Origin of the sequence: Gordonia sp. NPDC062954 (genome assembly GCF_044543825.1) — a bacterium.
GTDB lineage: Bacteria > Actinomycetota > Actinomycetes > Mycobacteriales > Mycobacteriaceae > Gordonia > Gordonia tangerina.
This window is the reverse complement of the sequence record NZ_JBITWL010000024.1, coordinates 22,966-46,426: the sequence shown is the minus strand read 5'-3', so window position 1 is coordinate 46,426 and position 23,461 is coordinate 22,966. Positions and strand designations below refer to the sequence as shown.

General features: G+C 67.8%; 23 protein-coding genes. 3 read left to right on the top strand and 20 right to left on the bottom strand.

All coding sequences use genetic code 11. The features are described 5' to 3' along the window. Positions 1–59: 59 nt before the first annotated feature. The 3 genes from ACIGKQ_RS19990 to ACIGKQ_RS19980 all read right to left on the bottom strand — a co-directional run bounded on the left by ACIGKQ_RS19990 (position 60) and on the right by ACIGKQ_RS19980 (position 2,800). Entirely contained in the window at positions 60–1,223 is a 1,164-nt protein-coding gene (locus ACIGKQ_RS19990) for an acyl-CoA dehydrogenase (protein ID WP_235724096.1), read from the bottom strand. A gap of 125 nt (positions 1,224–1,348) precedes the next feature. After that, positions 1,349–2,053, bottom strand: coding sequence for a TetR family transcriptional regulator (locus ACIGKQ_RS19985; protein ID WP_235724097.1), 705 nt, complete (start codon positions 2,051–2,053; stop codon positions 1,349–1,351). 48 nt (positions 2,054–2,101) lie between these two features. Continuing rightward, positions 2,102–2,800: a GAF and ANTAR domain-containing protein gene (locus ACIGKQ_RS19980; RefSeq protein ID WP_235724098.1), complete on the bottom strand. Its 699-nt coding sequence runs from the start codon at positions 2,798–2,800 to the stop codon at positions 2,102–2,104. A gap of 509 nt (positions 2,801–3,309) precedes the next feature. Here ACIGKQ_RS19980 and ACIGKQ_RS19975 point away from each other — a divergent pair. Continuing rightward, the gene (locus ACIGKQ_RS19975; RefSeq protein ID WP_396574736.1) at positions 3,310–5,340 is read left to right on the top strand and encodes an acyl-CoA dehydrogenase; all 2,031 of its coding nucleotides are present in this window, start codon (positions 3,310–3,312) and stop codon (positions 5,338–5,340) included. Between the two features lie 113 nt (positions 5,341–5,453). Here ACIGKQ_RS19975 and ACIGKQ_RS19970 read toward each other — a convergent pair whose 3' ends face one another. From ACIGKQ_RS19970 to ACIGKQ_RS19925, 10 genes are all read right to left on the bottom strand, one after another. Then, on the bottom strand, positions 5,454–6,380 hold the full coding sequence (locus tag ACIGKQ_RS19970; protein WP_396574735.1) for a hypothetical protein: 927 nt from the start codon (positions 6,378–6,380) through the stop codon (positions 5,454–5,456). Positions 6,381–6,523: 143 nt separating this feature from the next. Beyond that, complete coding sequence (locus tag ACIGKQ_RS19965) at positions 6,524–7,156, bottom strand: DUF3093 domain-containing protein (protein WP_372475054.1); 633 nt, start codon at positions 7,154–7,156, stop codon at positions 6,524–6,526. Continuing rightward, the gene (locus ACIGKQ_RS19960; protein WP_235724101.1) at positions 7,153–7,578 is read right to left on the bottom strand and encodes a hypothetical protein; all 426 of its coding nucleotides are present in this window, start codon (positions 7,576–7,578) and stop codon (positions 7,153–7,155) included. The genes ACIGKQ_RS19965 and ACIGKQ_RS19960 overlap by 4 nt, the downstream gene beginning before the upstream one ends. After that, positions 7,565–8,236: a hypothetical protein gene (locus ACIGKQ_RS19955; protein ID WP_396574734.1), complete on the bottom strand. Its 672-nt coding sequence runs from the start codon at positions 8,234–8,236 to the stop codon at positions 7,565–7,567. The genes ACIGKQ_RS19960 and ACIGKQ_RS19955 overlap by 14 nt, the downstream gene beginning before the upstream one ends. A gap of 60 nt (positions 8,237–8,296) precedes the next feature. Continuing rightward, positions 8,297–9,274 carry a porphobilinogen synthase gene (hemB, locus tag ACIGKQ_RS19950; RefSeq protein ID WP_396574733.1) on the bottom strand — a complete coding sequence of 326 codons (978 nt, stop codon included), beginning with the start codon at positions 9,272–9,274 and terminating at the stop codon, positions 8,297–8,299. A 30-nt stretch (positions 9,275–9,304) separates the two neighbouring features. After that, positions 9,305–10,987 (bottom strand): bifunctional uroporphyrinogen-III C-methyltransferase/uroporphyrinogen-III synthase, encoded by a 1,683-nt coding sequence (locus ACIGKQ_RS19945; RefSeq protein WP_235724104.1) that lies wholly within the window; start codon positions 10,985–10,987, stop codon positions 9,305–9,307. 46 nt (positions 10,988–11,033) lie between these two features. Continuing rightward, entirely contained in the window at positions 11,034–11,984 is a 951-nt protein-coding gene (hemC, locus tag ACIGKQ_RS19940) for a hydroxymethylbilane synthase (RefSeq protein WP_235724105.1), read from the bottom strand. After that, a complete protein-coding gene (locus tag ACIGKQ_RS19935; protein WP_235724106.1) occupies positions 11,981–13,354 on the bottom strand; it encodes a glutamyl-tRNA reductase in 1,374 nt (457 codons plus the stop codon). Before ACIGKQ_RS19935 ends, hemC begins: the two co-directional genes overlap by 4 nt. Beyond that, a complete protein-coding gene (locus ACIGKQ_RS19930; RefSeq protein ID WP_266060075.1) occupies positions 13,351–14,037 on the bottom strand; it encodes a redox-sensing transcriptional repressor Rex in 687 nt (228 codons plus the stop codon). Before ACIGKQ_RS19930 ends, ACIGKQ_RS19935 begins: the two co-directional genes overlap by 4 nt. A gap of 109 nt (positions 14,038–14,146) precedes the next feature. Further along, entirely contained in the window at positions 14,147–14,413 is a 267-nt protein-coding gene (locus ACIGKQ_RS19925; protein ID WP_266060074.1) for a glutaredoxin family protein, read from the bottom strand. A gap of 152 nt (positions 14,414–14,565) precedes the next feature. On the opposite strand from ACIGKQ_RS19925, the gene ACIGKQ_RS19920 reads away from it, so the two are divergent. Both ACIGKQ_RS19920 and ACIGKQ_RS19915 read left to right on the top strand, forming a co-directional pair. Next, on the top strand, positions 14,566–15,750 hold the full coding sequence (locus tag ACIGKQ_RS19920; RefSeq protein WP_396574732.1) for an HAD family hydrolase: 1,185 nt from the start codon (positions 14,566–14,568) through the stop codon (positions 15,748–15,750). A 10-nt stretch (positions 15,751–15,760) separates the two neighbouring features. Beyond that, entirely contained in the window at positions 15,761–17,143 is a 1,383-nt protein-coding gene (locus ACIGKQ_RS19915) for a DUF2252 domain-containing protein (RefSeq protein ID WP_396574731.1), read from the top strand. 1 nt (position 17,144) lies between these two features. On the opposite strand, the gene ACIGKQ_RS19910 is transcribed toward ACIGKQ_RS19915, so the two are convergent. From ACIGKQ_RS19910 to ACIGKQ_RS19880, 7 genes are all read right to left on the bottom strand, one after another. Then, complete coding sequence (locus tag ACIGKQ_RS19910) at positions 17,145–18,308, bottom strand: zinc-binding dehydrogenase (protein ID WP_235724110.1); 1,164 nt, start codon at positions 18,306–18,308, stop codon at positions 17,145–17,147. A gap of 64 nt (positions 18,309–18,372) precedes the next feature. Next, positions 18,373–19,584 (bottom strand): lysophospholipid acyltransferase family protein, encoded by a 1,212-nt coding sequence (locus tag ACIGKQ_RS19905; RefSeq protein WP_396574730.1) that lies wholly within the window; start codon positions 19,582–19,584, stop codon positions 18,373–18,375. A 160-nt stretch (positions 19,585–19,744) separates the two neighbouring features. After that, positions 19,745–20,797, bottom strand: a complete 1,053-nt coding sequence (locus ACIGKQ_RS19900) for an NAD-dependent epimerase/dehydratase family protein (protein ID WP_287016871.1) — start codon at positions 20,795–20,797, stop codon at positions 19,745–19,747. 93 nt (positions 20,798–20,890) lie between these two features. Further along, entirely contained in the window at positions 20,891–20,992 is a 102-nt protein-coding gene (locus ACIGKQ_RS19895; protein WP_003402602.1) for a 30S ribosomal protein bS22, read from the bottom strand. Positions 20,993–21,223: 231 nt separating this feature from the next. After that, entirely contained in the window at positions 21,224–21,457 is a 234-nt protein-coding gene (locus tag ACIGKQ_RS19890) for a helix-turn-helix domain-containing protein (RefSeq protein WP_160900212.1), read from the bottom strand. 189 nt (positions 21,458–21,646) lie between these two features. Beyond that, positions 21,647–22,516, bottom strand: coding sequence for a pyrroline-5-carboxylate reductase (gene proC / locus ACIGKQ_RS19885; protein ID WP_396574729.1), 870 nt, complete (start codon positions 22,514–22,516; stop codon positions 21,647–21,649). A 60-nt stretch (positions 22,517–22,576) separates the two neighbouring features. Continuing rightward, the gene (locus tag ACIGKQ_RS19880) at positions 22,577–23,431 is read right to left on the bottom strand and encodes a thioesterase family protein (protein WP_266060067.1); all 855 of its coding nucleotides are present in this window, start codon (positions 23,429–23,431) and stop codon (positions 22,577–22,579) included. Positions 23,432–23,461: the final 30 nt, after the last annotated feature.

Genomic DNA, 23,461 nt, shown 5'->3' with positions numbered 1-23,461 from the left:
AGAAAGGGCGCCCTGTCGACGGGGTCGACGGGGCGCCCTCGCAAGGAGGACGGCGCGGGTCAGCGCAGCAGGGCGCGGCTCATCACGACACGCTGGATCTGGTTGGTGCCCTCGTAGATCTGGGTGATCTTGGCGTCGCGCATCATCCGCTCGACGGGGAAGTCACGGGTGTAACCCGCGCCGCCGAAGAGCTGCACGGCGTCGGTGGTGACCTCCATCGCGACGTCGGAGGCGAAGCACTTCGACGCGGCGGAGATGAACCCGAGGTTGCCCTCGCCGCGCTCGGCGCGCGCAGCCGAGGTGTAGACCATCAGACGGGCGGCCTCCACCTTCATCGCCATGTCGGCGATCATGAACTCGACGCCCTGGAACTTGCTGATCGACTGCCCGAACTGCTTGCGGTCCTTGACGTATTCGATGGCCTTGTCGAGCGCGCCCTGCGCGATGCCGACGGCCTGCGCACCGATGGTGGGCCGGGTGTGGTCGAGAGTCTGCAGCGCGGTCTTGAAGCCGGTGCCCTCATCGCCGACGATGCGGTCGGAGGGGATGGTGCAGTCCTCGAAGTACAGCTCGGCGGTGGGCGAGCCCTTGATGCCGAGCTTCTTCTCCAGCGGACCGACGGTGAAGCCGGGATCGTCCTTGTGGACCATGAACGACGAGATGCCGTTGGCCCCCTTCTCCGGATCGGTGACCGCCATGACGGTGTACCACGATGACTTGCCGCCGTTGGTGATCCAGCACTTCGAGCCGTTGATCACCCAGTTGTTGCCGTCTTTGCGGGCGCGGGTCTTCATCGACCCGGCGTCGGAGCCGGCCTCACGCTCGGACAGCGCGTAGGACGCCATCGCCTCACCCGAAGCGATCGACGGCAGCACCTGCTTCTTGAGCTCGTCGGAGCCGTTGAGGATCAGACCCATGGTGCCGAGCTTGTTGACGGCCGGGATCAGCGACGACGACGCGCACACGCGGGCGACCTCTTCGATGACGATGCACGCGGCGACGGAGTCGGCGCCCTGACCGTCGTAGGCCTCGGGCACGTGGATGGCGTTGAAGCCGGACGCGACGAGGGCATCGAGTGCCTCCTGCGGGAACCGCGAGTTCTCGTCGACATCGGCCGCATGCGGCTCGATCTCTTTCTCGGACAGAGCCCGGATCGCCTCACGCAGTGCGACGTGCTCTTCGGGCAGTTCGAAGACGTTGAAGTCGGGGTTACCGAACGCCATGATCACTCCTTTGTAGCTCGTTGACGTGGCACCGCGTGCCAAGGATTTAGTTTAGTGTAGCTATCCGCGGCACTAAGTGCCAAAGATTGTCGAACGAACGTGGGTCGATGTCGGCCTGGACTCCCTCATTGTCCGCGATCTCGCCGCTGCGCACGCAGTTGTTCGACGACCCGGTGGCCGATCTCCTCCGGCGACATCCCGGCAGGATGCGTGATCACCGACACCGCGTCGGCCCCGGCGTCGACCTCCCGACGGGTGAACGTGCGACGCAGCTGCCGCAGCTCATCGCGCAGATGCTCGAGTGTCGCGTTCTCGTCGCCGCGGATCATCGCTCGCAGCAAGTAGTTGTGTGCACTGGTGATGGCGGCGGCGTAGCCGATGAGCTGTGCCGGCGACTCCTCGGGCAACCGGGCACGCAAGTGGTCCTCGAACAGTCGCTGATAGCGGTAGGTGGTGACCAGTTCGCGGTCGCGCAGCGCCGGAACCCCTTGGACGATGCGCAGGCGCCGGACCGCCATCATCCTGCTGTCACGGAAGTGTAGGAACACCAGTTCGGCTGCGGTGCATACCGACTCGTACGGGTCGGCCTCGGGCCCGTCGGACAGGTGCGCTGCCACGAGTTCGAGCAGGGACTCGTGGTCGGCGAAGATGACGTCTTCCTTGGCGCCGAACTGGCGGAAAAAGGTGCGTCGGGAGATGCCTGCGGCAGCGGCGATCTGCTCGACGGTCGTCGATTCGTAGCCCTGCTCGGCGAACAGGCGGATCGATTCGGCGACCACGTGCACCCGGAAGTCGATCGGGTCGTCGGTGTCGGGTGGTGCGCTCGGCATGGGAGTGATTATGCGCGACTCGCGGGGATGGCCGTCGCGATCGCTCACCTACGACCGGACGGGCTTCTCCGCATCGATGACCTGGCGGGCGACTTCCACCAGCGGGGTGTTGGTGTCCTGCGAGAGCCTGCGCAACAACTCGAACGCGGCCACCGCGTCGATCGAGAACCGTTCCATCAGCATGCCTTTGGCCTGCCCGATGGTGTCACGGCTGGCCAGGGCACTGCGGAAATCGTGCTGCTCGCGCACGGCCCCGAGCGCGAGGGCGGCATGCGTGGCGAAGATCAACCCCACCTCCTCGGACTCTGCGGTGAACGCATCCACCTCGTCGGCGAACACGTTCAGCGCGCCGATCGTCCCCTTGTGGGTGAACAAGTGGAACGACAATCCGGCGCGGACCGGGGTCTGATCGACGACCCGAGAGGAGAACGCAGGCCAGCGCGGGTCACCCGCGATGTCGTTGATCAGCACCATCTGGTGGCTCCACGCCGCCTGCAGGCACGGACCCTCGCCGGTCTCGAGTTGGATGCGGTCCACCTCGGTCATCACCGGACCGGTCGGGGCGATGGTCTCGAAGTTGCGCTTCTTGTCGACCAGCAGCACGCCCGCGTGCCGTGCGCCGGGCACATTCGCGATCGCGGCAGCGGTCACCGACCGCAGCGGCCCGTCGTCGTGGCCTGATGCCTCGGGCATGTCGTGCAGTCGTCGCGCGAGGTCTGCGATCGAGTGGTGAACTTGGTTGTTCATCGTCGTTCCTCTTCTGAGCACCCCCGTCGTCCGCCTCGCCGGCGGCTTGGGACAGGAGGCAACCTGCTACCCACAGCTGACTTCGATGCCGAACCATGATCGGATGGTCGACTGGGCGCCGCTTCCCGTCGATCGGGTACGCGGGACGTCTCAGTTACCGGGCGTGGCGGGAGGAGGTGTGGCGAGGAGGGTGACCTGATGCCAACGGGAGCCGGCTGTCAATCGTCGAGTGACCGCATCGCGCGGGCCGCGGGCAGGTACGCCCGCGTGGTACCGGGCGTGGTCGCGCGGCACCCCTACACTGCAGTGATCCGATCCGAACACAGCTTCCACCTCCTGAACGCCGAGGCTGCCCACCACCCGCCGACGAGCAGCACACGCTGTGCACGTGGTCGAAAATAGCATCGTCACCCACGAGTTGCCGACAATCGGTTGTTGCGAGGGCCGGCCGCAGCGGTGAGCGTCACAAACATGTCAACGGCCCGTCGAAGAGTCCGTAACGTGGAGACATGGCGACATCCACCGAGAGCCCAGCCACCCCATCCGCCGACGACACCGTCCGCGACGACCCGGAATCCGTCGCCCCGCCGACCGACGACCTCTCCGCCGACGAGCGCGCCCTGCTGGTCGACAACCTTCGCTTCGTCCTCGACGGCCCGTGGCGATCCACCCGCGACATGGTCCGCAGCAACTCCGATCGCGCCGACCTGCTACCCGACCCGTCCCGCACGCTCGACGAGGCCCGCACCCGCATGCTCGAGGAGATGCGCGAGCTAGGCAGCAGCGGCTTCTCGGCCGCCGGGTTCGCCAAGGACCACGGCGGGACCGGCGACGTCGGCGCATCGATCACCGCGATCGAGATGCTCGGTTACGCCGACCTCTCGCTGATGGTGAAAGCCGGCGTGCAGTGGGGACTGTTCGGAGGGGCGGTGGAGAACCTGGGCACCGCGCGCCACCACGACCGCTACGTCGCCGACATCATCAGCCTCGATCTGCTCGGCTGCTTCGCGATGACCGAGACCGGGCACGGGTCCAACGTGCAGGCGCTGGAGACCACCGCCACCTACGACCCCGAGACCCGCGAGTTCATCATCGACTCCCCCACGCCGTCGGCGCGCAAGGATTACATCGGCGGCGCGGCGCAACATGCGACGGTCGCGGCGGTCTTCGCCCAGCTGATCACCGCCGGCCCGGGCGAGGAGCCGTCGAGCCGCGGCGTGCACTGCTTCGTGGTGCCGATCCGCGATGCCGACGGCAACGACCTGCCCGGCGTCACCACCAGCGACTGCGGCTACAAGGGCGGGCTCGCCGGCGTCGACAACGGCCGCATCATGTTCGACCAGGTACGGGTGCCCGCCGACAACCTGCTCAACAAGTACGCCGACGTGGAGGCCGACGGCACCTACACCTCGCCGATCGACAACCCGAACCGACGCTTCTTCACGATGCTCGGCACCCTCATCCGCGGTCGGGTGAGCGTCGCGGCGACCGCCGGTGCCGCGGGCCGCAAGGCGCTTGCGCTGGCCATTCGATATGGGTTGATCCGCAAGCAGTTCGAGGCCCCCGACGCCGAGAACGAGATCATCGTCATGGATTACCTGGGTCATCAGCGGAAGTTGTTGCCGCTCATCGCGAAGTCGTACGCGGTGGCGTTCGCGCAGAACGAGCTCACCGAGGAGTTGCATGAGGTGCAGTCGGCTCCCGACGACTCTGATGCCGGTCGACAGCGTGAACTGGAGAGCGCCGCAGCAGGATTGAAGGCCTACGCCACCTGGCATGCGTCGAACGCGATCAACGTGAGTCGTGAGGCATGCGGCGGCGCAGGCTATCTGGACGAGAACCAGCTCTCGATCATGCGCGGCGACATCGACGTGTTCACCACCTTCGAGGGCGACAACACAGTGCTCACCCAACTCGTCGCCAAGGAACTGCTGTCGGCCTACGCCGACGATGTGCAGGGATTGTCGGCCGGCGGCTGGGTGAAGTTCATCGCCAGCATGGCCCGCGATGTGGTGGTGGAGAAGACGGCGGTGCGCCAGGTGGTGCAGACGCTGTTGGAGAGTTCCGACGAGGACACCGAGAAGTCGAACCTCACCAACCGCGGTACCCAGCTCCGGTTGTTCCGCAACCGCGAGGACCATCTGGTGCGGACCTGCGCGCAGCGGCTGCGGCGCGCCACCGACGAGGACAACGACCCGTTCGAGGTGTTCAACAACGCTCAGGATCATCTGTTGAAGGTGGGACGGGCGCGCACCGAACGGCTGGTGCTCGAAGCGTTCGTGCAGGGCATCGAGGACTGTGATTCGCGGTCGGCGGCCGAACTCCTCGGCAAGGTGTGCGATCTGTTCGTCTACTCCGCTCTCGAGGACGACATCTCGTGGTTCCTGATGCACCGTCACGTGTCAGTGGAGCGGGCCAAGGCCATCCGACGTGGCGTCAACGAGCTGTGCATGGAGCTTCGCCCGCATGCGCGCACCCTCGTCGACGCCTTCGGCATCCCCGAAGAGTTGCTGGCCGCGCCCATGCTGCGCAACGGCTGACGCCCGGGGCCGGCTCGCGATCGGGCCCAACCACACGGAGAACTGACATCCACGGTGGTTACAACCTGTGTGGATGCCAGTTCCCCATGTGGTTGCGATCGGGGGCCCCGACGTCACGCGGCGATGCCGAGGCGGTCGAGCCACTCGCGCACCATCGGGACGACGCGGTTGCGGCGCAGATCCTCCCAGACCCACCGGATGACCATGACGCCGAGGCGGCGCAACGCGTCCTCGCGTTCCTTCTCCCGGCGCATGGCGTCGAATGCCGTCTCCCCGTCGGCGAGATACCGCTGGTATTTGGCCATGCCGTCGAACTCAGCCGCCAGCTTGCCCAGCCAGTCGTAGTCGGTGCGGGCGACGAAGACGCCCTTGTCGTCGTAGAACTTGTGCTGCAGCCGCGGGGTCGGCAACCCGCCGCAGATCAGCTGCGCTCTCCCCCACGATTCGCCCGCGTTCTCCGCACCCGGATCGGCGTGGGCGAGCGCTCGCCGCGCCTGCCCGACACCACGTTTGTGTCCCTCGAGATATTCGGCGATGACGGCCGCGTCTGCGCCGTTGCGTAGCGCAGAGTCGAATGCGGCCAGTGCCTGGGCGAAGCCAACACTGCAGGCTATGTCGACCACGGTGCGCTCCAGCGAGGTCACGCGAATCCCGTCGACGACGACGGTGTCGGCATCGTCGAGGGCGCCCGAGTGCAGGTGGCGACGCTTTTCCAGCCGCGCGCCGGTGGCATATCCGGTACTGAGATGCACGCGGTCGAGTTGCGGGGTGAGCAGGGACAGTCCGTGTAGCACACCGGCGGACTGATGGCTCAACGCGAAGCCGCTGTCCGGACTCGAGGTGACCGCGGCGATCGCCGTGAGGCGGTGCAGTTCCTCCGGTGTGCGGGTTTCGCCCGTGTTGAGCACATACGCACCGGACCAGATGCGGGTCATCGTCGCGTCGTCGACACGACGATTCAGTTGCTTGTCGGTGTATCCCTCGTCGAGGGCGGCTCGACGGTAGACGATGCCGTGGTGGTCGGGAGTTGGTTGTGTCATGTCCATTGGACGCGCGAAGGCCCGGATCGGCTCCATCGACTTCCCAACCACATGGAGAACTGACATCCACGGTGGTTACAACCTGTGTGGATGTCAGTTCCCCATGTGGTTGCGATCGGCCGGGGCGGCGCGGGTCCCGCGGGTCAGGTGTCGCGGCGGAGATGCGCGGCGAGGTGGGCTTCGGTGAGTTCGGTACGGAATCGGTCGACGTCACGGGCCCAGGCCTGCCGGACGGTGCCGTCGGCGAGACGCACGCCGACGCCTTTGCGGCGCCGCGGCACTGCCGGGAGTTCGCCGAGCGCGCGGGCGCTCTCCCAGTCCTGGTGCTCGGGACCGTTGTTGGCCGGGAAGACGGTGGCGATGTCGGTGAGCGGCACCACCTGCGTGCCCTGCCGCAACGTCGCCTCGGTCAGGCGGACGCTGACGTGCGTGCGCGCGGCGTGCACCTGCACCACCGAGAAGCCGATCAGGATCACCGCGAAAATCCCCAACACCAACCAGTGCACCTGCCCGGGACCGGAGATCTCCATCGCGAGGACCGCGCCGATCAGCACCGGGCCGATCGCCGTCACCCACCAGCTGCCGCCCGGTTCGTAGAAGAGCACCTCGCCCTCGTCGACCGGCTCGTCGGCGGATGGATCGTCGGATGAACCCGAACTGGGGCTCGTGTCGTCGGGGGCGTCCACGTCGTCCCGGTAAGACGTCTCGGCCTCGGGGATCTCGGGCTCGGACGTCTCGGGCTCGGGGGTCTCGCGCGAGTCGTCGGCGTCGGTCACGAGCGGGTCGGGTTCGACGGAGTATCCGGGTCGTCGGTCGCGTACCAGGTCTCCGACTCCGGGCGGAACGCCAACAGCGATCCGAACAGGCCGACGACCGCGGCCAGCAGGGAGAACGCGAGTATCGGGATGCCGAAGCTCAGGAAGAGCAGCATCACGACGACGACGAGGGTGAGTGCGGCCAGCGACGACCGCCACCGCGCGTCACCGAGAAATGCCTTGCTGCCCAGCATGATGAAGGCCACCCCGACGGCAGCGACGATGACCCCGATTCCGACGGGCAGCAACGTGGGGCCCGACATCACGACCCCGATGACCACGTAGAGCACGCCGAGGGCCACCAATAGACCACCACTGATGGTCCAACACCGGTAGGCCCAGGAGACCTGCTTGGGTCGCAGTGCGGGGTCAGGACTCGCCACGGGATCTGTTTCCTTCGTTCGGATGTGGGCGGTCCGGATGGGAGTCGCCGACGTTGTGCTGTCCGCCACCATACGTCCACGACGACGGTCCCGGCCGATATCCCTGACCACCGTTGGATGGCGGGCCCGGCGGCATCGGCGGCGGTGTGGGCCGGCGACGGTGCTCGGACATGTCACGGCAGTACTGCTCACTCTCGCGACGCAGCAGCAACACCGACGCACCGATCGCTGCGACACCGCTGAGCACCATCGGGACCATCACCCACACCGGGTCGATGTCCCCGAAGATCATGAACACCAGATTGACCGCGAGGAACACCCCCGCCGCAGCGATGATGATGCGGGCCCAGTTGTAGCCGTTGCGCGTCAGCCACACCAGCCCCGCCGACACCACCGTCAGCGCCAGTCCGAACAACGCCAGCACGACGATGAGGGTCGCCGACGAGTTGAGCACGTCGAGTTCTTCGCGCGGGGTGTCGGCTGGAAGAGTATTGACCTGCCGGTCCCAGGCATCCCGCAGCGTCGGGTACTGGCCGATGAAGGCGATGATCTGACCGAGGATCACCACCACCCAGAGTTCGGCGGCGATGGCGACGGAATCGGGCCGTGCGGGTCGGGCACCCGAGTCCGTCGGCGCCGGTTGATGTGGAGCGGTCATGGTCCCCAGGGTAGTGAATCGGAGGCATCGGCCATCCACCCGCTGATGCGCGACAGGCCCTCAGCGCAGGCGGGCGGCGACCTCGGTGGCGAAGTAGCTGAGGATGATCGACGCCCCGGCCCGCTTGATCGACACGAGGGACTCCATCGCGGCGGCGTCGCGATCGATCCAGCCGCGTTCGGCGGCGGCGGTGATCATCGAGTACTCGCCGCTGATCTGGTAGGCCGCCACCGGGACGTCAGCGATTTCGGCGGCGTCGCGGACGATGTCGAGGTAACTCATGGCGGGCTTCACCATCAGGAGGTCGGCGCCCTCGTCGATGTCGAGGCGGATCTCGCGCATGGATTCGATCCGGTTGGCGGCATCCTGCTGATAGGTGCGCCGGTCTCCCTGCAGCGACGAGCCGACCGCCTCGCGGAACGGCCCGTAGAACGCCGACGCGTATTTCGCTGCGTAGGCGAGGATGCCGGTGTCGGTGAAGCCCGCGGCGTCGAGGCCGGCGCGGATGGCGGCGACCTGGCCGTCCATCATCCCGCTCGGCCCCAGCAGGTGCGCACCGGCGCGGGCCTGGGCCAGCGACATCGACACGTAGCGGTCGAGGGTGGCGTCGTTGTCGACGCGGCCACGGGCGTCGACGACGCCGCAGTGCCCGTGGTCGGTGAACTCGTCGAGGCAGGTGTCGGCCATGAGCACCGTCGCATCGCCGAGGTCGTCGGACAGCGTGCGCAGCGCCCGGTTGAGCACGCCCTCGTCATCGTCGGCGCCGGAGCCCACCGCGTCCTTGTCACCGGGTGCGGGCACGCCGAACAGCATCAGTCCGCCGACGCCGGCGCGGACGGCCTCATCGGCGGCCTTGCGCAGCGAATCGAAGGTGTGCTGGACGACGCCGGGCATCGACGAGATCTCCCGGGGCGCCTCGATGCCGTCGGCGACGAACATCGGCAGGACCAGGTCCTGCGGCGCGAGGGTGGTCTCGGCGACGAGCCGGCGCAGCGCGGGCGTGGATCGCAGCCGACGGGGACGGATCACCGGTGCCATGTGGTACTCCTTCGCGTGCCGGGCCTGACCTCAGGACCGCGACCGGCGCGACTTCTTGCGCGGCGGCGGCAGGGCGCCCTCGGCGCGCAACCGGGCGGCGTGCTCGGCAAGCGTGTCGACCAATTCGTGCACCGACGCGTTCTCCGGCTGCACGTCGACCCGCAGACCGAATTCGGTCGCCGTCTCGGCCGTCTTGGGACCGATGCACGCAACGATGGTGCGTGCGTGCGGCTTTCCGGCGATGCCGACCAGGTTGCGAACCGTGGAACTCGAGGTGAAGCACACGGCGTCGAAACCACCGGTCTTGATCATCTCGCGGGTTTCGGCGGGCGGCGGCGCGGCGCGCACCGTGCGATACGCGGTCACGTCGTCGATCTCCCAACCGCGTTCCCGCAGCCCCTCGGACAGCGTTTCGGTGGCGATGTCGGCGCGCGGCAACAGGATTCGGTTGACCGGGTCGAACACGTCGTCGTACGGCGGGAAGTCGTCGAGCAGCCCCAGCGAGCTCTGCTCACCGGACGGCACCAGCTCCGGCTGAATACCGAAGGTGCGCACCTTCTCTGCGGTGGCCTCACCGACGCAGGCGATCTTCACACCGGAGAACGCGCGGGCGTCCAGACCGAACTCGGCGAACTTCTCCCACACGGCGCGCACGGCGTTGGTGGAGGTGAACACCACCCACTGGTAGCGTCCGTCGACCAAACCCTTGACGGCCCTTTCCATCTGGGCCGGACTCCGCGGCGGTTCGACGGCGATGGTCGGCACCTCCTTGGGGATGGCGCCGTGGCTGCGCAGCCGCTCGCTCATGTCGCCGGCCTGGTCCTTGGTCCGCGGCACCAGCACGGTCCAGCCGTACAGCGCCCGCGACTCCCACCAGGAGAGCTTGCCGCGCTGACCGACGACCTTGCCGACGGTCAGGATCAGCGGACCCACCAGCGCATTGCCCTGCTCGTTGAGGGTGGCCAGCGTTGCCTCGATGGTGCGCTGCGCGCAGGTGGTGCCGTTGACGGTGATCGCGACCGGCGTCTGCGGGGCCATGCCGTGCTCGGTGAGCGCGCTGGCGGTCTCCGCGAGGTGACCGGCGGTGGCGTGCAGCACCAGCGGGCCCGGCGCGGCGGCCAGCGCTGCCCAGTCGACGCCCTCGGCGCGCACGTCGGCCTCGCTGTGGGTGGAACCCAGCGGCATGCCTGCGTAACTGGGCACCACCGCAGCGGCCGGCAGGCCGGGCAGCACCTCGAACTGCACCGAGGTGCGTGCGACGGCGTTGACCTCGGCGAGCACCGAATCGGTGGTCAGCGGGTCACCAGAGACGACGCGGACGACGTCCTCGCCGGCCTTGGCGGCGGCGACGAGCGTCTTGGCGACCTCGGCGGGATCGCCGAGCGCGGGGTGCACCACCGAATCCTCGGCCGCCTCGGCGTCGTCACCGGCAGGCGTGGTGTCGTCGGCTTTCGCGTTCTCGTCGGCGGCCGACCCGTTTTTGGTCGGCGCGGTCTTCTTGGCGCCCCGACCCGACCGCGGTTGTTCTGCTGCCTCGTCACGATGGGCCGCGCCGAGCATCTCGACCACACCGGAAGGCACGTCAGGGTCGATGTAAGCGGTGGTCGCCTTCTCGATGGCGTTGCGGGCACGCACGGTCAGCAGATCGGGATCTCCCGGACCCGATCCGACGAACAGGATCCGTCCCGGATTGACCTTTTTCGTACGGCTCATGAGTTCGCACTCTCCTGCCCCTGGTTCGGAGCTGCAGTTCCTTCTGCTACCGGAGATGCGATACGAGCTCGCCCGCTCCCAACTCCAGCAGTTCGGCGGCGAGATCCTTGCCGAGTTGTTCCGCGCGTCCGACCGGTCCCACCACCGAAGCCCGGATCACATCTGATCCGTCCTCCGCCGCCACTGCGGCACGCAGTGACAGTTCGGCGAAGATCCGCCCGTCGTCGTCGATCGACTCGACCACCTCGGCGATCGCCCCGATCGGTGCGGTGCACCCGGCCTCCAGGGCCGCGAGCACTGCCCGCTCGGCATCGATCGCCGCACGTGTGGACGCGTCGTCCAACTCGGCGAGTATTCTCACCAGTTCGGCATCGTCGGAGCGGCACTCCACCGCCAAGGCGCCCTGTGCCGGTGCCGGTAGCAGGACCACCGGGTCCAGCGACTCGGTGACCTCGTCGGCTCTGCCGATCCTTACCAGACCGGCCCGGGCGACCACGACTGCGTCGAGTTCACCGCTGGCGACTTTGCCCAACCGAGAATCAAGGTTGCCTCGTAGGGGGCGGATTTCCAAACCGAGACCCAATGCTCTAAGCTGTGCCGCCCGGCGCGGCGCCGAGGTGCCCACCGTGGACCCCGGCGGCAGCTCGCCGAGCACCATCCCACCCCGGCTGACCAGGGCATCTCGGGGATCTTCGCGGGGCGGGATCGCCGGGATGACGAGCCCAGGTTCGGGGGCGGTCGGCAGATCCTTGTAGGAGTGGATCGCGACGTCGACCTCGCGGTTTTGCAGCGCAACGCGGATGGCGGTGGTGAACACACCCACCCCGATCTCGGCGACCGGGGCCTGCGATGCGTCACCGGCGGTCTTGATGATGACCAATTCGGCCGGGTGGCCGGCCGCGATCAGGGCGTCGGCGACGGTCTGAGCCTGGGTTCGGGCCAGCAGTGAACCCCGCGTGCCGATGCGGATCACGTTCTGGCCGGTCGGCGCGCTCACTTGTCTCCGCGGTCGCGGTCGACGAGTCCGGTGTCGGGTGTGACCAGCCCACCGACCTCGGGGGCCGACACCGACTCGGTGGCGCCCGGCGCGAGTTCGAACAGTTCCCGCAGCGCCTCGGCGTAGTGGTCGCCGTTGGGGGTGGAGGCGAGTTGTTTGACCCGCACGGTCGGCGCGTGCAGCAGCTTGTCGACGACGCGGCGCACCGTCTTGGCGACCTCGTCGCGTTGCGGATCGTCGAGCTCGGGCAGCCGCGCATCGAGGCGCAGGATCTCGGCTTCCACGACCTCGGCGGCACGCTGCCGCAGCGCGGCCACGGTGGGCGTGACCTCGGCCTGACGCTGATGGGTGAGGTAGTCGGCGAGTTCGGCGGCGACGATCGAGCGCGCCGCGGACGTGTCGTTCTCCGCGGCCTGGGTCTCGGAGTCACCACGCAGGCCCTCGATGTCCACCACGTGCACGCGCGGCAGTCGGCCGGCGGCCGGGTCGACGTTGCGGGGCAGACCGAGGTCGCAGATGACCAGCGGCCGGTGGTCGCTGCGGGCGGCCAGCGCCGAATGCACCTCACCGACCCCCACGACCGAGCCGACCGAGCCGGTACAGGTCACCACGACGTCGGCGGTGGCCATCGCGGCGGGTAGATCGTCGAGGCCGACACCGCGCACCGAGATGCCGTGGTTGGCGGCGACGTTGCCGGCGAGATGTTCGGCGTTGGCCACGGTGCGGTTGACCACGACCAGGTCGTTCACGCCTTCGCGGGCGAGTTGCGCGGTGGCCAGGCCACCCATCGCACCGGCGCCGACGACGACCGCCGAGCGCATGTGAGCGCCTTCGCGGGTCAGCAGCGACTGGGCCCGGTGCAGGGCCACCGACACCACCGATGCACCGGCGCGGTCGATGCCGGTCTCGGTGTGCACACGTTTGCCGACTCGCAGTGCCTGCTGGGCGAGCTCGTGCAGCACCCGGCCGGCGGACTTGTTCGAGTCGGCGTCGAGGTAGGCGTTGCGGATCTGGCCGAGGATCTGTTGTTCGCCGACGACCAGCGAGTCGAGGCCCGCGGCGACGGTGAACAGATGCTCGACGGCGGCCTCGGAGTACCGCACGTAGGCGTGGCGGGTCATCTCGTTGACGGTCATGCCCGAGTGGTCACCGAGGACCGCGCCCACCGATTCGAGCGCCGGGTGGAAGGCGTCGACGACCGCGTAGATCTCCACCCGGTTGCAGGTGGAGACCAGCATCGCTTCCGATATGGCCCGCGACGACAACAATTCGTCGACGAGTTTGGGCCGATCATGGTCGGAGACCGTCAGCCGCTCGAGCACCTCGACCGGTGCGCTGCGGTGCGAGACCCCGAACAACAAAACACTCACGCCGTCACCGTTTCCTCACCCATGACTGGTCGGCGGACACGCGAACGCGTCGCGTTGAACGCCAACACCTGTAGCTCCAAGGCTAGATCAACCTGTCTGACGACGACATCGGAGTCCGTGTTCAGTGTCGTCGGCGTGACGTTCAACAGTTGCCGCACACCCGCTCCGACGAACGCGTCGCAGGCCGTCTGCGCGTCGGCGTCGGTAGTCGCGATGACCGCGATTTCGATCGGCTCCCCACCGTGACCTGCACAGACCTCGGCAATCGTGGACAGCGCGGCGACCTGCGGGCCCTCCGGTGTCACCACGGTGCCCACCACGTCGGGGTCGGCGTCGAACATCGCCGCGACGCGGAACCCTCGTCCGAACCCGGCGTGGGCCAACAGGGCGCGGCCCAGCCATCCGGCACCGGCGAGCGCGACGGTGTGGGTGCTGTCGGTGTGCAGGACCATCGAGATCCGCGCGGTGAGGCGTCCGACGTCGTAGCCGACGCCGCGCACCCCGTTGGCGCCCACATGGGACAGGTCTTTGCGCAGAATGGCGGGGTTCACGCCGGCGGCGGTGGCCAGTTGCCCGCTGGAGGCCACCAGGACGCCGCGTTGACCGAACGAGTGCAGCACGTGCAGATAGGTCGCGAGCCGGGTCACCGTCGGTTCGGGGATCTCGGTCGCACTGCCGCTCACGCTGTGGTCACCCTCTTCCGGCCCGCCCTGCCTGGCTGTGAACCCCCTATACCTCAGGTCAGGGTATACCGCGCGATAACGTGTTCTGACCCGGCCCCACCCCTGCCGTTCATCTGCCCGCCGCGCGGCGGGTCGCGAGGTCGGCCCGCAACCGGGGTTCGTCCACCTCCCAGTAGCTGTGCTCCTCGCCGTCGAGCAGCACCACCGGCAGCCGGTCACCGAACTCGGCACGCAAGGCCGCATCGCCGTCGGCGGCCAGTCGGTCGACGTCCACCTCGTCGAATTCGAGTCCGAGATCTGTACAGATACGCGTCAATTCGGTGTGGGCCGTGCGGCACAACGAGCACCCGTCCCGGGTCAGCAGGGTCAACGCCACGACATCCTCCTCGGGTCGTCTGCACCATCGCCGCGCTCCGCAGGCGGCCGGTCTCGCACACCAGTGTGTCACCCCTCGCAATCGGTCCCGACTACGCTTGTGCGTGGCTACTGTGGGTTGTCCGATCGACATGAGCGGAGTGGAGGTGAGCCGTGGCCGAGGTCCCGGGCTCCGGTGCGGATGATCCGACCGAGCCGGCCCACGACGAGGCCGAGGAGTCGACCGACCACTCCCCCGACGACGTCGTCATCGACGGTGCGGACGTGGTCGACGCAGACGACGTGATCGACGGGGAGGACTGGGAAGCCCACGCCGACGCGATGGATCCCGATGGGGCGCACCGCGACGATTCCGGCGAGGACGGCGACGACGATCCCGACGAGGAAGAGCAGTCGCGGGTCGCCACCTGGATCGCCGAACGTGCCCGCGCCACCAGCGGCCGCTTCCGTCAGACCGCGCACGAGCTGCGTCAGTCGCTGGCCGGTGAGGCAAGTGCGAAGGCGGCGGTCGACTCGCTGCGCGCACGTCCGTCCGACGACATCGAGCCGACCGACACCCCGCGTGATCTGACCGCCGCGGCGTTCTTCGACGTGGACAACACGCTGGTGCAGGGCGCGTCGATCATCCACTTCGCGCGCGGTCTGGCCGCCCACAAGTACTTCACCTACGGCGACATCTTCGACTTCGCCTGGACGCAGGCGAAGTTCCAGATCACCGGCAAGGAGAACGCCGACGACGTGGCGCAGGGCCGGGAGAAGGCTCTGTCGTTCATCGCCGGGCGGCGAACCTCAGAGCTCGTCGAACTCGGTGAGGACATCTACGACGATTACATCGCCGAGAAGATCTGGCCCGGCACCCGCGCCCTCGCGCAGCGCCACCTCGACGCGGGTCAGCAAGTGTGGTTGGTGACCGCCACCCCCGTGGAACTCGCGCAGACCATCGCCGAACGACTCGGTCTGACCGGAGCGTTGGGCACAGTGGCCGAGAGTGTCGACGGAGTGTTCACCGGCCGGTTGGTCGGCGACATCCTGCACGGCCCCGGCAAGGCGCATGCGGTGCGCGCCCTGGCCATCCGGGAGGGCCTGAATCTCAAGCGCTGCACCGCGTATTCGGATTCGCACAACGATGTGCCGATGCTGTCGCTGGTCGGCACGGCGGTCGCGATAAACCCCGACGCCGACCTGCGCGATGTGGCCAAGGTTCGCGGCTGGGAGATCTACGACTTCCGTACCGCGCGCAAGGCGGCCAAGTACGGCGCCACCACGGCGTTGGTGCTCGGTGCCGCCGGCGCCGGCGCGGCGACGGCGACCAGGATGATCCGGCAGCATCGCGGTTGAGCCGAGCGCCATGACCGACAAGCGAAGCCGCATCGACCTACGTACCCGCGTGGACCACGACGAGCGCCGCGCCGAGGGCCGCGCGCTGCGGGCCGACGTCCCCATCGACGCCCACGATCACGCCGCGGTGTCGGCCACCCGACCTACCGTCCTCGACTTCATCGCGCACTCCAACGCGAACCGTCTCGAGCATCTGATCGGATTGCGCGTCGGGCGGATGATCGCCTCGCCGTTCACCTTCTTCCGCGGCTCGGCCGGCTTGATGGCCGCCGACCTCGCGGGTTCACCGGCCACCGGTCTGACCGCGCAGCTGTGCGGGGACGCACATGCCGCGAACTTCGGTCTCTACGGCACCCCCGACGGCCAGATCGTGATGGACATCAACGATTTCGACGAGACCATCGAGGGTCCGTGGGAATGGGATCTGAAACGTCTGGCGACCAGCCTGGTGCTCGCCGGACGCGAGGGCGGCGTTGCCGAGTCCGGCTGTGTCGACGCCGCCGAGGACTCGGTGAAGTCGTACCGCCGCACCATGCGCGGGCTGGCGGAGGTGGGATTCCTGCGGTCCTGGAACGCGCTGCCCGACGAATCGGCACTGGAGCGGGTGAAGGCCGACGAGTTGCTCGACGACTTCGCGAAGGCGGCGAAGAAAGCGCGACGCAACACCAGCGCGAAGGTCGCCGCGAAGTGGACCGAGCATCTCGACGACCACGAAACCGGCATTCGCAGCAGACGTTTCGTCTCCGACCCGCCGATCCTGACCGCAGTCGACCCAGCCGTGTCCGACGCCGTCGTCGACGGCCTCGAACGGTACGCCGACACGCTGCGCGAGTCGCGTCGCACGCTCATGGCGCGGTATTCCGTCGCCGACGTCGCGTTCCGTATCGTCGGCACCGGAAGCGTGGGTCTGCGCAACTATGTGGCGCTGCTGCTGGGCAACCACGACGAGGTCCTGGTGCTGCAACTCAAGCAGGCCCAGCCCTCGGCGTTGGCCCCGTTTCTACCGGCGGCGACGCCCCGGCACGAAGGCAAGCGGATCGTCCGCGGCGCCCGCCTGGTCCAATCCGAAACCGATATCCTGCTGGGCTGGACCACCATCGACGACCGGCCCTACATCGTGCGACAGTTCCGAAATCTCAAGGGCGACATCGACCCCACCGACCTGGAACGCGACCACCTCGACGATTACGGCCGCCTGGCCGGAGCCCTGCTGGCCCGCGCGCACGCGCGGTCGCTGGACCCGCGGCTGCTCGCCGGCTACTTCGAGGACGACTCCGATCTCGACGAGGTGATCGGCCGGTACGCGGTGCGCTACGCCGACCGCACCGAGGCGGACCACGAGACGCTGGTCGAGGCGGTCCGGGCCGGGCGGGTGCCCGCCGACGAGGGCTGATTCACAAACCGGTCTCGTCGGAGGTCGGATCGATGAGCACCTTCGCGTGGTGTTCGGCCGATCGGAGCGCCTCGAAGGCGGCCGCGACACCGCCGAGACCGACGGTCGCGGTGATCAGCGGACGCGGGTCCACCTTCTGATCGGCGATCATCTGCAGCGTGTCGTGGAATTCTCCTGGATCGTAAGCGAATACAAAGCGCAGCTCGATCTCCTTGTTGATCGGCATGGCCGGCCGGAAGGTGTCCGGCTGCATACACACCCCGACCACCACCACCCGCGAACGGAACGGTGCGTGCGAGCAGATGTCCTCGATGATGCCGGGCACTCCGACGCATTCGAACACCACCGGCCCCTGCGGGGTGGCGCCGACCCGTTCGGCGGCCCGCATCACCTTCGCCCACGGTAGCCCGGGGATGCGCTGCAGATCGTGCATGGCGGAGAATGCGGTGTCGAACAGGTCGGACGCACTGGTGAGGTAGCGGCGCTTCTGGGCGGCGGCCTGCCACGGTGATTCCGACCGTGGGTCCACCACGACGTCGGCGCCGCAGCGCCACGCCAGATCCCGCCGGCCGGCCGAAAGGTCGGAGGCCACCACGGTCCGCACCCCGGCCGCCTTGAGCATCAGGATCACGGCCAGGCCGATGGGTCCGCAGCCGATCACCACCGCCACATCACGTTTGCCGACATCTCCGCGACGCACGGCGTGATGGGCGACGGCCAGCGGCTCGGTGAGGGCGGCCAACTCCGCGGGCACCCCGTCGGGCACCGGCATGGTGAGATCCTCGGAGACCAGCATCAGGTCGGCGTAAGCACCCGCCGCCTGCGCCGACAACCCGGTCAGATGGGCGTCGTCGCCGTGTTTGATCATCGGTACCGACACCACCGGCGTTCCCGGCGCCCAGCGTCGGCGGCACTTCGGGCCGTAGGAGACGACGTCGCCGGTGAACTCGTGACCCATCACCACCGACTCGGTCGAGCGCATGAAGTCGGGATAGCCGACCTCGGCGGCGACGTCGGCACTCGCATCGCCATGGGTGCGCGCGTGCAGATCGGACCCGCAGATGCCGGCGCGGATGACCCGAATCAGCACCTGGCCAGGTCCGGGTGTCGGGGTGGGGAGTTCGACCACGGAGAGCTCACCGTGCTGACACGCAACCGCCTTCATCTACCCCGTCCCCTTCGCGACGCTCGGCCGGCGCGCCTCGCTTCTCAGGGATCGGGCCCGCACCTCAGCCGAAGTAGACGCTACCGCGGCGACTGAGCATCCGGAACAAGGTCTGCTGGATTTCCTCGCGGACGTGGTCGGTGAGGTCGAAGACCACCATCGGGTCGTCGGCCGACGACTCGTCATAAGAGCCGGTCTCGATGGGACGGCCGAAGTGTATGTGCCACTTGGACGGTAGCGGCACCACACCCAGCGGTCCCAGCCACGGGAAGGTCGGTGTGATCGGAAAGTACGGCAGCCCAAGAACTTTGGCGAGTGGCTTGAGGTCGGCGAGCATCGGGTAGATCTCTTCGGACCCGACGATGGAGACCGGGATGATCGGCGACGCGTTGCGCAGGGCCGTGGTGACGAACCCGCCGCGCCCGAACCGTTGCAGCTTGTAGCGGTCCTTGTAGAGCTTGCCGATCCCTTTGTATCCCTCGGGCCACACCGCGGTCAGCTCGCCGGCCCGCAGCAGCCGGTCGGCATCCGAGGTGCACGCTACCGTGGCTCCGATGCGGCGAGCCACCTCACCGACCGCCGGAGTCTCAAAAGCCATGTCGGCGGCCAGAAGTCGGAGGTGCCGACCGGTGGGGTGATTGTCACGGACGGCCAGCGAGGTCATCACGGCATCGATCGGCAAGGTGCCGGCATGGTTGGCCACCAGCAGCGCACCGCCCTCCACCGGGAGGTTCTCGACGCCGGACACCTCGACCCGAAACCAGTTGTCATACACTTGTCGCACCGCGGGGAACCACACCGACTCGGTGAAATGCGGGTCGAAGCCGAACTCGTCGACCTCATAGTCACCGGTCATCCGCTCCCGGATGAAGCCCGCGGTGGCGGTCAGCGAGTCGGCCACCGCACCGCGCAATCCGGACAGCGAGAACAACGGACTCGAACGGGTGGGCCCGAGGTGTTCCACACCAAGCGACTCGGCGGGCAGTCGGACCTCGTCACTGATCGGCGTCACCTGCGCCGCGGGCCTGCCGAAGCCATCGGTGTTGGGATGTCCGAGTTGTGACGGTTGGGAAGACTTTCCTTGCGCGGGCGTCGATTTCGTGACGTTTCCGCCGGTTTGCTGACTGGGATGTCGCCGGCGCCCCTGCTCGCGGACCGAGTTGCGACTGCCTCGTGAATCCACCGCGCCCCCAGGGGTCGCATACAGCTGGATCACTTTCGCGGTACGTGCGTCCGTCGCGCCGCCACCTGCCAAGATCCTCACCTCTGCGTCCATTGATCTGATCAGCCCCGACGTCCACTTCGGCGATCAGCCTCTATGGTACGCGCGCCCTGAGTGGGTCTGGCGTCCAAGTGTAGAGGCTACGTCACCGTTGTGCTTGATTGTGCGGCAAGTCGCAGACAAATCGGACTAGTCGCCATTCACATCACTGTCGTCATTGCAGCTGATGCGCCGCGCCAACGACTTTCCGCTCGAACGCACGCCACGTATCCGGACCGACGACCGGTTGCGAGCCACCGCGCGCAATGAAGTCGTCGACCGTCTCGAGAGTGGTGAACTTGGGCACGAAGCCGAGCTCCACCCGCATCCGCGTCGTATCGAGAACGCGCCCGTGTGTGAGGTACTCGGTCTGACTCGAGCGCAACTTCGCCGAACGCAGGTCCTGGAAGACGCCGGTGATCGGCGCGAGCAGACTGCTGGGCACCGGCAGTTCGACGTGCCCGATCCGACGGATCGCCTGTGTCAGAGTCACCACGCCCTCACCGGAGACGTTGAACGTCCCCGGCTTGCCGGTCAGCGTCACGTGTTCCATCGCCGCGAGCGCATCCTCCTCGTGCAGGAACTGCAGCCGCGGCTGGTAGCCGATCACCGTCGGCACGATGGGCAGGGACAGATACGACCCCATCCGGGTGTTGATCCGTGGGCCGAGGATCGCCTGCGGGCGCACGATGGTGACCTCGATGTCCTGTCGGCGCCGGCCGAGACCACGCACGTAGCCCTCGATGTCGAGCAGGTCGCGCCCATATCCGCGTTTGGGTTCACGGCGCGCGGGGGTCTCCTCGGAGAAGTGCGACGGGTCGCGCCCGCTCGCGCCGTAGACCATCGCGGTGGAGCGCAGGATGAGCCGCTTGACCGACGGACTGCGCTGGGCGGCCGCGCACACCTGCATCGCGCCGACGACGTTGAACTCCTTGATCGCGGCCGAATGCGGTGCGGTCTCCATGATCGAGGTCGCCGCATGCACCACCGTGTCGACCTCGTAGCCGGCGATGGCCTTCGCGATGGCCGGCCGTCGGATGTCCAGGCGCAGGAACTCCGCGCGCCCCATCCGGCGCAGCAGGTCCTTACGCGGCACCCGGGAGTCGACGGCGAGCACCCGCTCGATGGCGGGGTTGGCCGCCAGCCGCGCGACCAGGTAGCCGCCGAGGAACGTGGACGCGCCCGTGACCAGGACGGTCCGGGGCGGTGCGGACTGCTCGTCGGACATGGTCACAGGTTAGCCGCGGCGGCCGCGACGCGCCCGGCCACCACACACGAAAAAGGGGCCCGACCGTCATCGGTCGGGCCCCTTCTTCGACGACTATTTGCCGAGTTTACGACGCTGCACCCGGGTACGTCGCAGCAGCTTGCGGTGCTTCTTCTTCGACATGCGCTTGCGGCGCTTCTTGATCACTGAACCCATTTGGGTGCTTCCTCACAGTTGACGCGGTTACTACTGATTTCTCTGGTGTGCCCAGCCGGTGCATGACGCGACGCGGGGGCATCAGCACGCGACCTCCCACATTACCGGTCGGTGTGGATCAGAAGAAATCGGGTGGATCAGAAGAAATCGGGTCGCATATGCCACGACTCCCTCGGCAGGTCGCATCGTCGGTGCGACCTGCCGAGGGAGTCGGGTCGATTCGGGGCCGGCCTAACCGACGTCGAAGTACGAGGTCTCCAGGTAATCGTGCACGGCCTTGGCGTGAACTCGGAACGAGCGGCCCACGCGCACGGCCGGGAGCTCGCCACTGTGCACGAGTCGGTAGACCGTCATCTTCGATACACGCATCAGGGATGCGACCTCGGCGACCGTGAGGAACTGCGAACCCGAGGCCGCGTTGCTCACTGCGCCGGTCCTGTCACCAGGCTTGTCTGCAGGTGCCATGAATAACTCATACCTCCGAAGCACGCATCGCGGCCGCCGGCTTCCCCTCCGGCGGACACCAGACACGCACGTGCTTAAAGGAGCTTAGCGTGGCTGATGTGAAAAAAGCGACGTGAGTTGTGTGAAAAATGTGCCCGAAACCGGCACCCACCCCCACATCCTGGGGTTTCCCGCGAATCTACCCCAAAATCATGGGGCGTCGACGTCGCTCCGGCCCGAGTTGGCGCCTCCCAAACCCTCAACGTCGGGTCGATGTCCGGCCTTCTTGGAGACCGCCGCGCACGCCCGGGTGGCCTCGTAGACACCGTGACGGAAGCCGTTGGCCTCGAACTGTCGGATCGCCGCGGCGGTGGTTCCACCGGGTGAGGTCACTGCGGCCCGCAGGTCCACCGGCGACAACCCGGACTCGCTGAGCAGCAGCCCGGCGCCGCGGACCGTCTGCACGGTCAGTTCGGCGGCCTGCGGCCGGCTCAGCCCGAGAGCGACACCGGCGTCGATCATCGCTTCGGCCATCAGGAACACATATGCCGGCCCCGACCCGGACACCGCGGTCACCGCGTCCATCTGCTTTTCGGGCACCACCGCCACCTTGCCGACCGTCTCGAGCAGGCGAACCACCGCGGCGAGTTGGTCGTCGCCGACGTAGCGGCCCACCGACACCGCGGACATGGCCTCGTTGACCAGCATCGGCGTATTGGGCATCACCCGCACCACCGGCGAACCCGCCTGCAGACCGTTCTCGTAGCGCGACAACGGCAGGCCGGCGACCAGCGTTACGGTCACCCGCTCGGACTCGGCGTCGTCGTCGGCGCTGGACAGTTCGCGCAGGACCGCATCGACGTCGTCGGGTTTGATGGCCAGGAACACGTACTGCGCGCCCTCGGCCGCCGACGTCACGTCGGTGACCAGCACGCCGTACTCGTCGGCGATCTCCTTGGCCCGTTTGTCCATCTTCTCGGCCACGACAAGGTCCTTGGTCTGCTTGCCGGACTGGATCAGTCCGGCCAGCAGCGCTTCGCCGATCTTGCCGCCGCCGACGATGGCGATGCGTTCACTCACAGGTGGGCCTTTCTGAATTCACGTCTGGTCTTTCGATTCCGGGTCTCGCGGACGTCGCGGTCACGACCGCTGCGGGATGAGGGCCAGCTGCCGCGACTGCGCGACGACCGTTCCGGTCGAGTCCACCACGAGGTGGTCTTCCTCGAACATTCCGGGTCCCACCTCGGTGCTCGTCGCGGCGAATCGCAGCCACCCCGGCGCCGGGTGACGTCGCACGTAAGTGGTCAACTGCACGGTCGGCGCCCACCCGAACAGGGCGAGGTTCATCACCACCGGCGGCGAGATGTCACACACCAGCACGGCGAAATCGGTGTCGGGCTCACTGCCCTTTGGGCGGACCCAGCCACGCACCACGGGTTCGCCGGTCTCTCCCCGCACCACCGGGAAGGTCGCCGGGTCGAGCACCAGGTCCAGGGCCGGGCCCAGATGGTTGACCTCCGCGATCGGTGAGTTGTCCAACCCGATGCCGTCGACGGGAGGTTCGGCCGGGGTGCCGTCGAGGACGGTCGGTGCCGAATGATGCGGCGCCCCGGTGTCGGGGCGCGCGCAGGTCACCGACGACGACACCATGGTGCGGCCGTTTTGCACCGCGTCGACCGTCATCACCGTCACCGTGCGACCGCGCTTGCGGACCACGATCTCGAGGTCGACATCCGCGGCGTCCGGCGCGGTGAGGTAGTCGCTGGTGATGGCGACCGGCATCTTGGCGTCCGCGCCCGCACCGGCCGCCTCGTCGGCGGCGAGTTCGCCGAGTGCCCGGGCCGCGGCGTGCGCCACCACCATCTGCAAACTCCCACCGTGGACCTTCGGTCCGATCGTGAACACCGGATCGATGGTCGTGCGATACGTGATGGCATCGGCACCCGTCCGGGACACCTCGGTGAGGTCCAGTACGTCGGCAAGCTTCTGACTCATGGATCGTCGCCTCCTCGGCAGTGCCGGGGA

What these genes read in the sequence shown, in the direction of transcription:
- ACIGKQ_RS19990 (WP_235724096.1), bottom strand. Translation starts at nt 1,223, where the DNA reads ATGGCGTTCGGTAACCCCGACTTCAACGTCTTCGAACTGCCCGAAGAG.
- ACIGKQ_RS19985 (WP_235724097.1), bottom strand. Translation starts at nt 2,053, where the DNA reads ATGCCGAGCGCACCACCCGACACCGACGACCCGATCGACTTCCGGGTG.
- ACIGKQ_RS19980 (WP_235724098.1), bottom strand. Translation starts at nt 2,800, where the DNA reads ATGAACAACCAAGTTCACCACTCGATCGCAGACCTCGCGCGACGACTG.
- ACIGKQ_RS19975 (WP_396574736.1), top strand. Translation starts at nt 3,310, where the DNA reads ATGGCGACATCCACCGAGAGCCCAGCCACCCCATCCGCCGACGACACC.
- ACIGKQ_RS19970 (WP_396574735.1), bottom strand. Translation starts at nt 6,380, where the DNA reads ATGACACAACCAACTCCCGACCACCACGGCATCGTCTACCGTCGAGCC.
- ACIGKQ_RS19955 (WP_396574734.1), bottom strand. Translation starts at nt 8,236, where the DNA reads ATGACCGCTCCACATCAACCGGCGCCGACGGACTCGGGTGCCCGACCC.
- hemB (WP_396574733.1), bottom strand. Translation starts at nt 9,274, where the DNA reads ATGGCACCGGTGATCCGTCCCCGTCGGCTGCGATCCACGCCCGCGCTG.
- ACIGKQ_RS19945 (WP_235724104.1), bottom strand. Translation starts at nt 10,987, where the DNA reads ATGAGCCGTACGAAAAAGGTCAATCCGGGACGGATCCTGTTCGTCGGA.
- ACIGKQ_RS19915 (WP_396574731.1), top strand. Translation starts at nt 15,761, where the DNA reads ATGACCGACAAGCGAAGCCGCATCGACCTACGTACCCGCGTGGACCAC.
- ACIGKQ_RS19910 (WP_235724110.1), bottom strand. Translation starts at nt 18,308, where the DNA reads ATGAAGGCGGTTGCGTGTCAGCACGGTGAGCTCTCCGTGGTCGAACTC.
- ACIGKQ_RS19905 (WP_396574730.1), bottom strand. Translation starts at nt 19,584, where the DNA reads ATGGACGCAGAGGTGAGGATCTTGGCAGGTGGCGGCGCGACGGACGCA.
- ACIGKQ_RS19900 (WP_287016871.1), bottom strand. Translation starts at nt 20,797, where the DNA reads ATGTCCGACGAGCAGTCCGCACCGCCCCGGACCGTCCTGGTCACGGGC.
- ACIGKQ_RS19895 (WP_003402602.1), bottom strand. Translation starts at nt 20,992, where the DNA reads ATGGGTTCAGTGATCAAGAAGCGCCGCAAGCGCATGTCGAAGAAGAAG.
- ACIGKQ_RS19890 (WP_160900212.1), bottom strand. Translation starts at nt 21,457, where the DNA reads ATGGCACCTGCAGACAAGCCTGGTGACAGGACCGGCGCAGTGAGCAAC.
- ACIGKQ_RS19880 (WP_266060067.1), bottom strand. Translation starts at nt 23,431, where the DNA reads ATGAGTCAGAAGCTTGCCGACGTACTGGACCTCACCGAGGTGTCCCGG.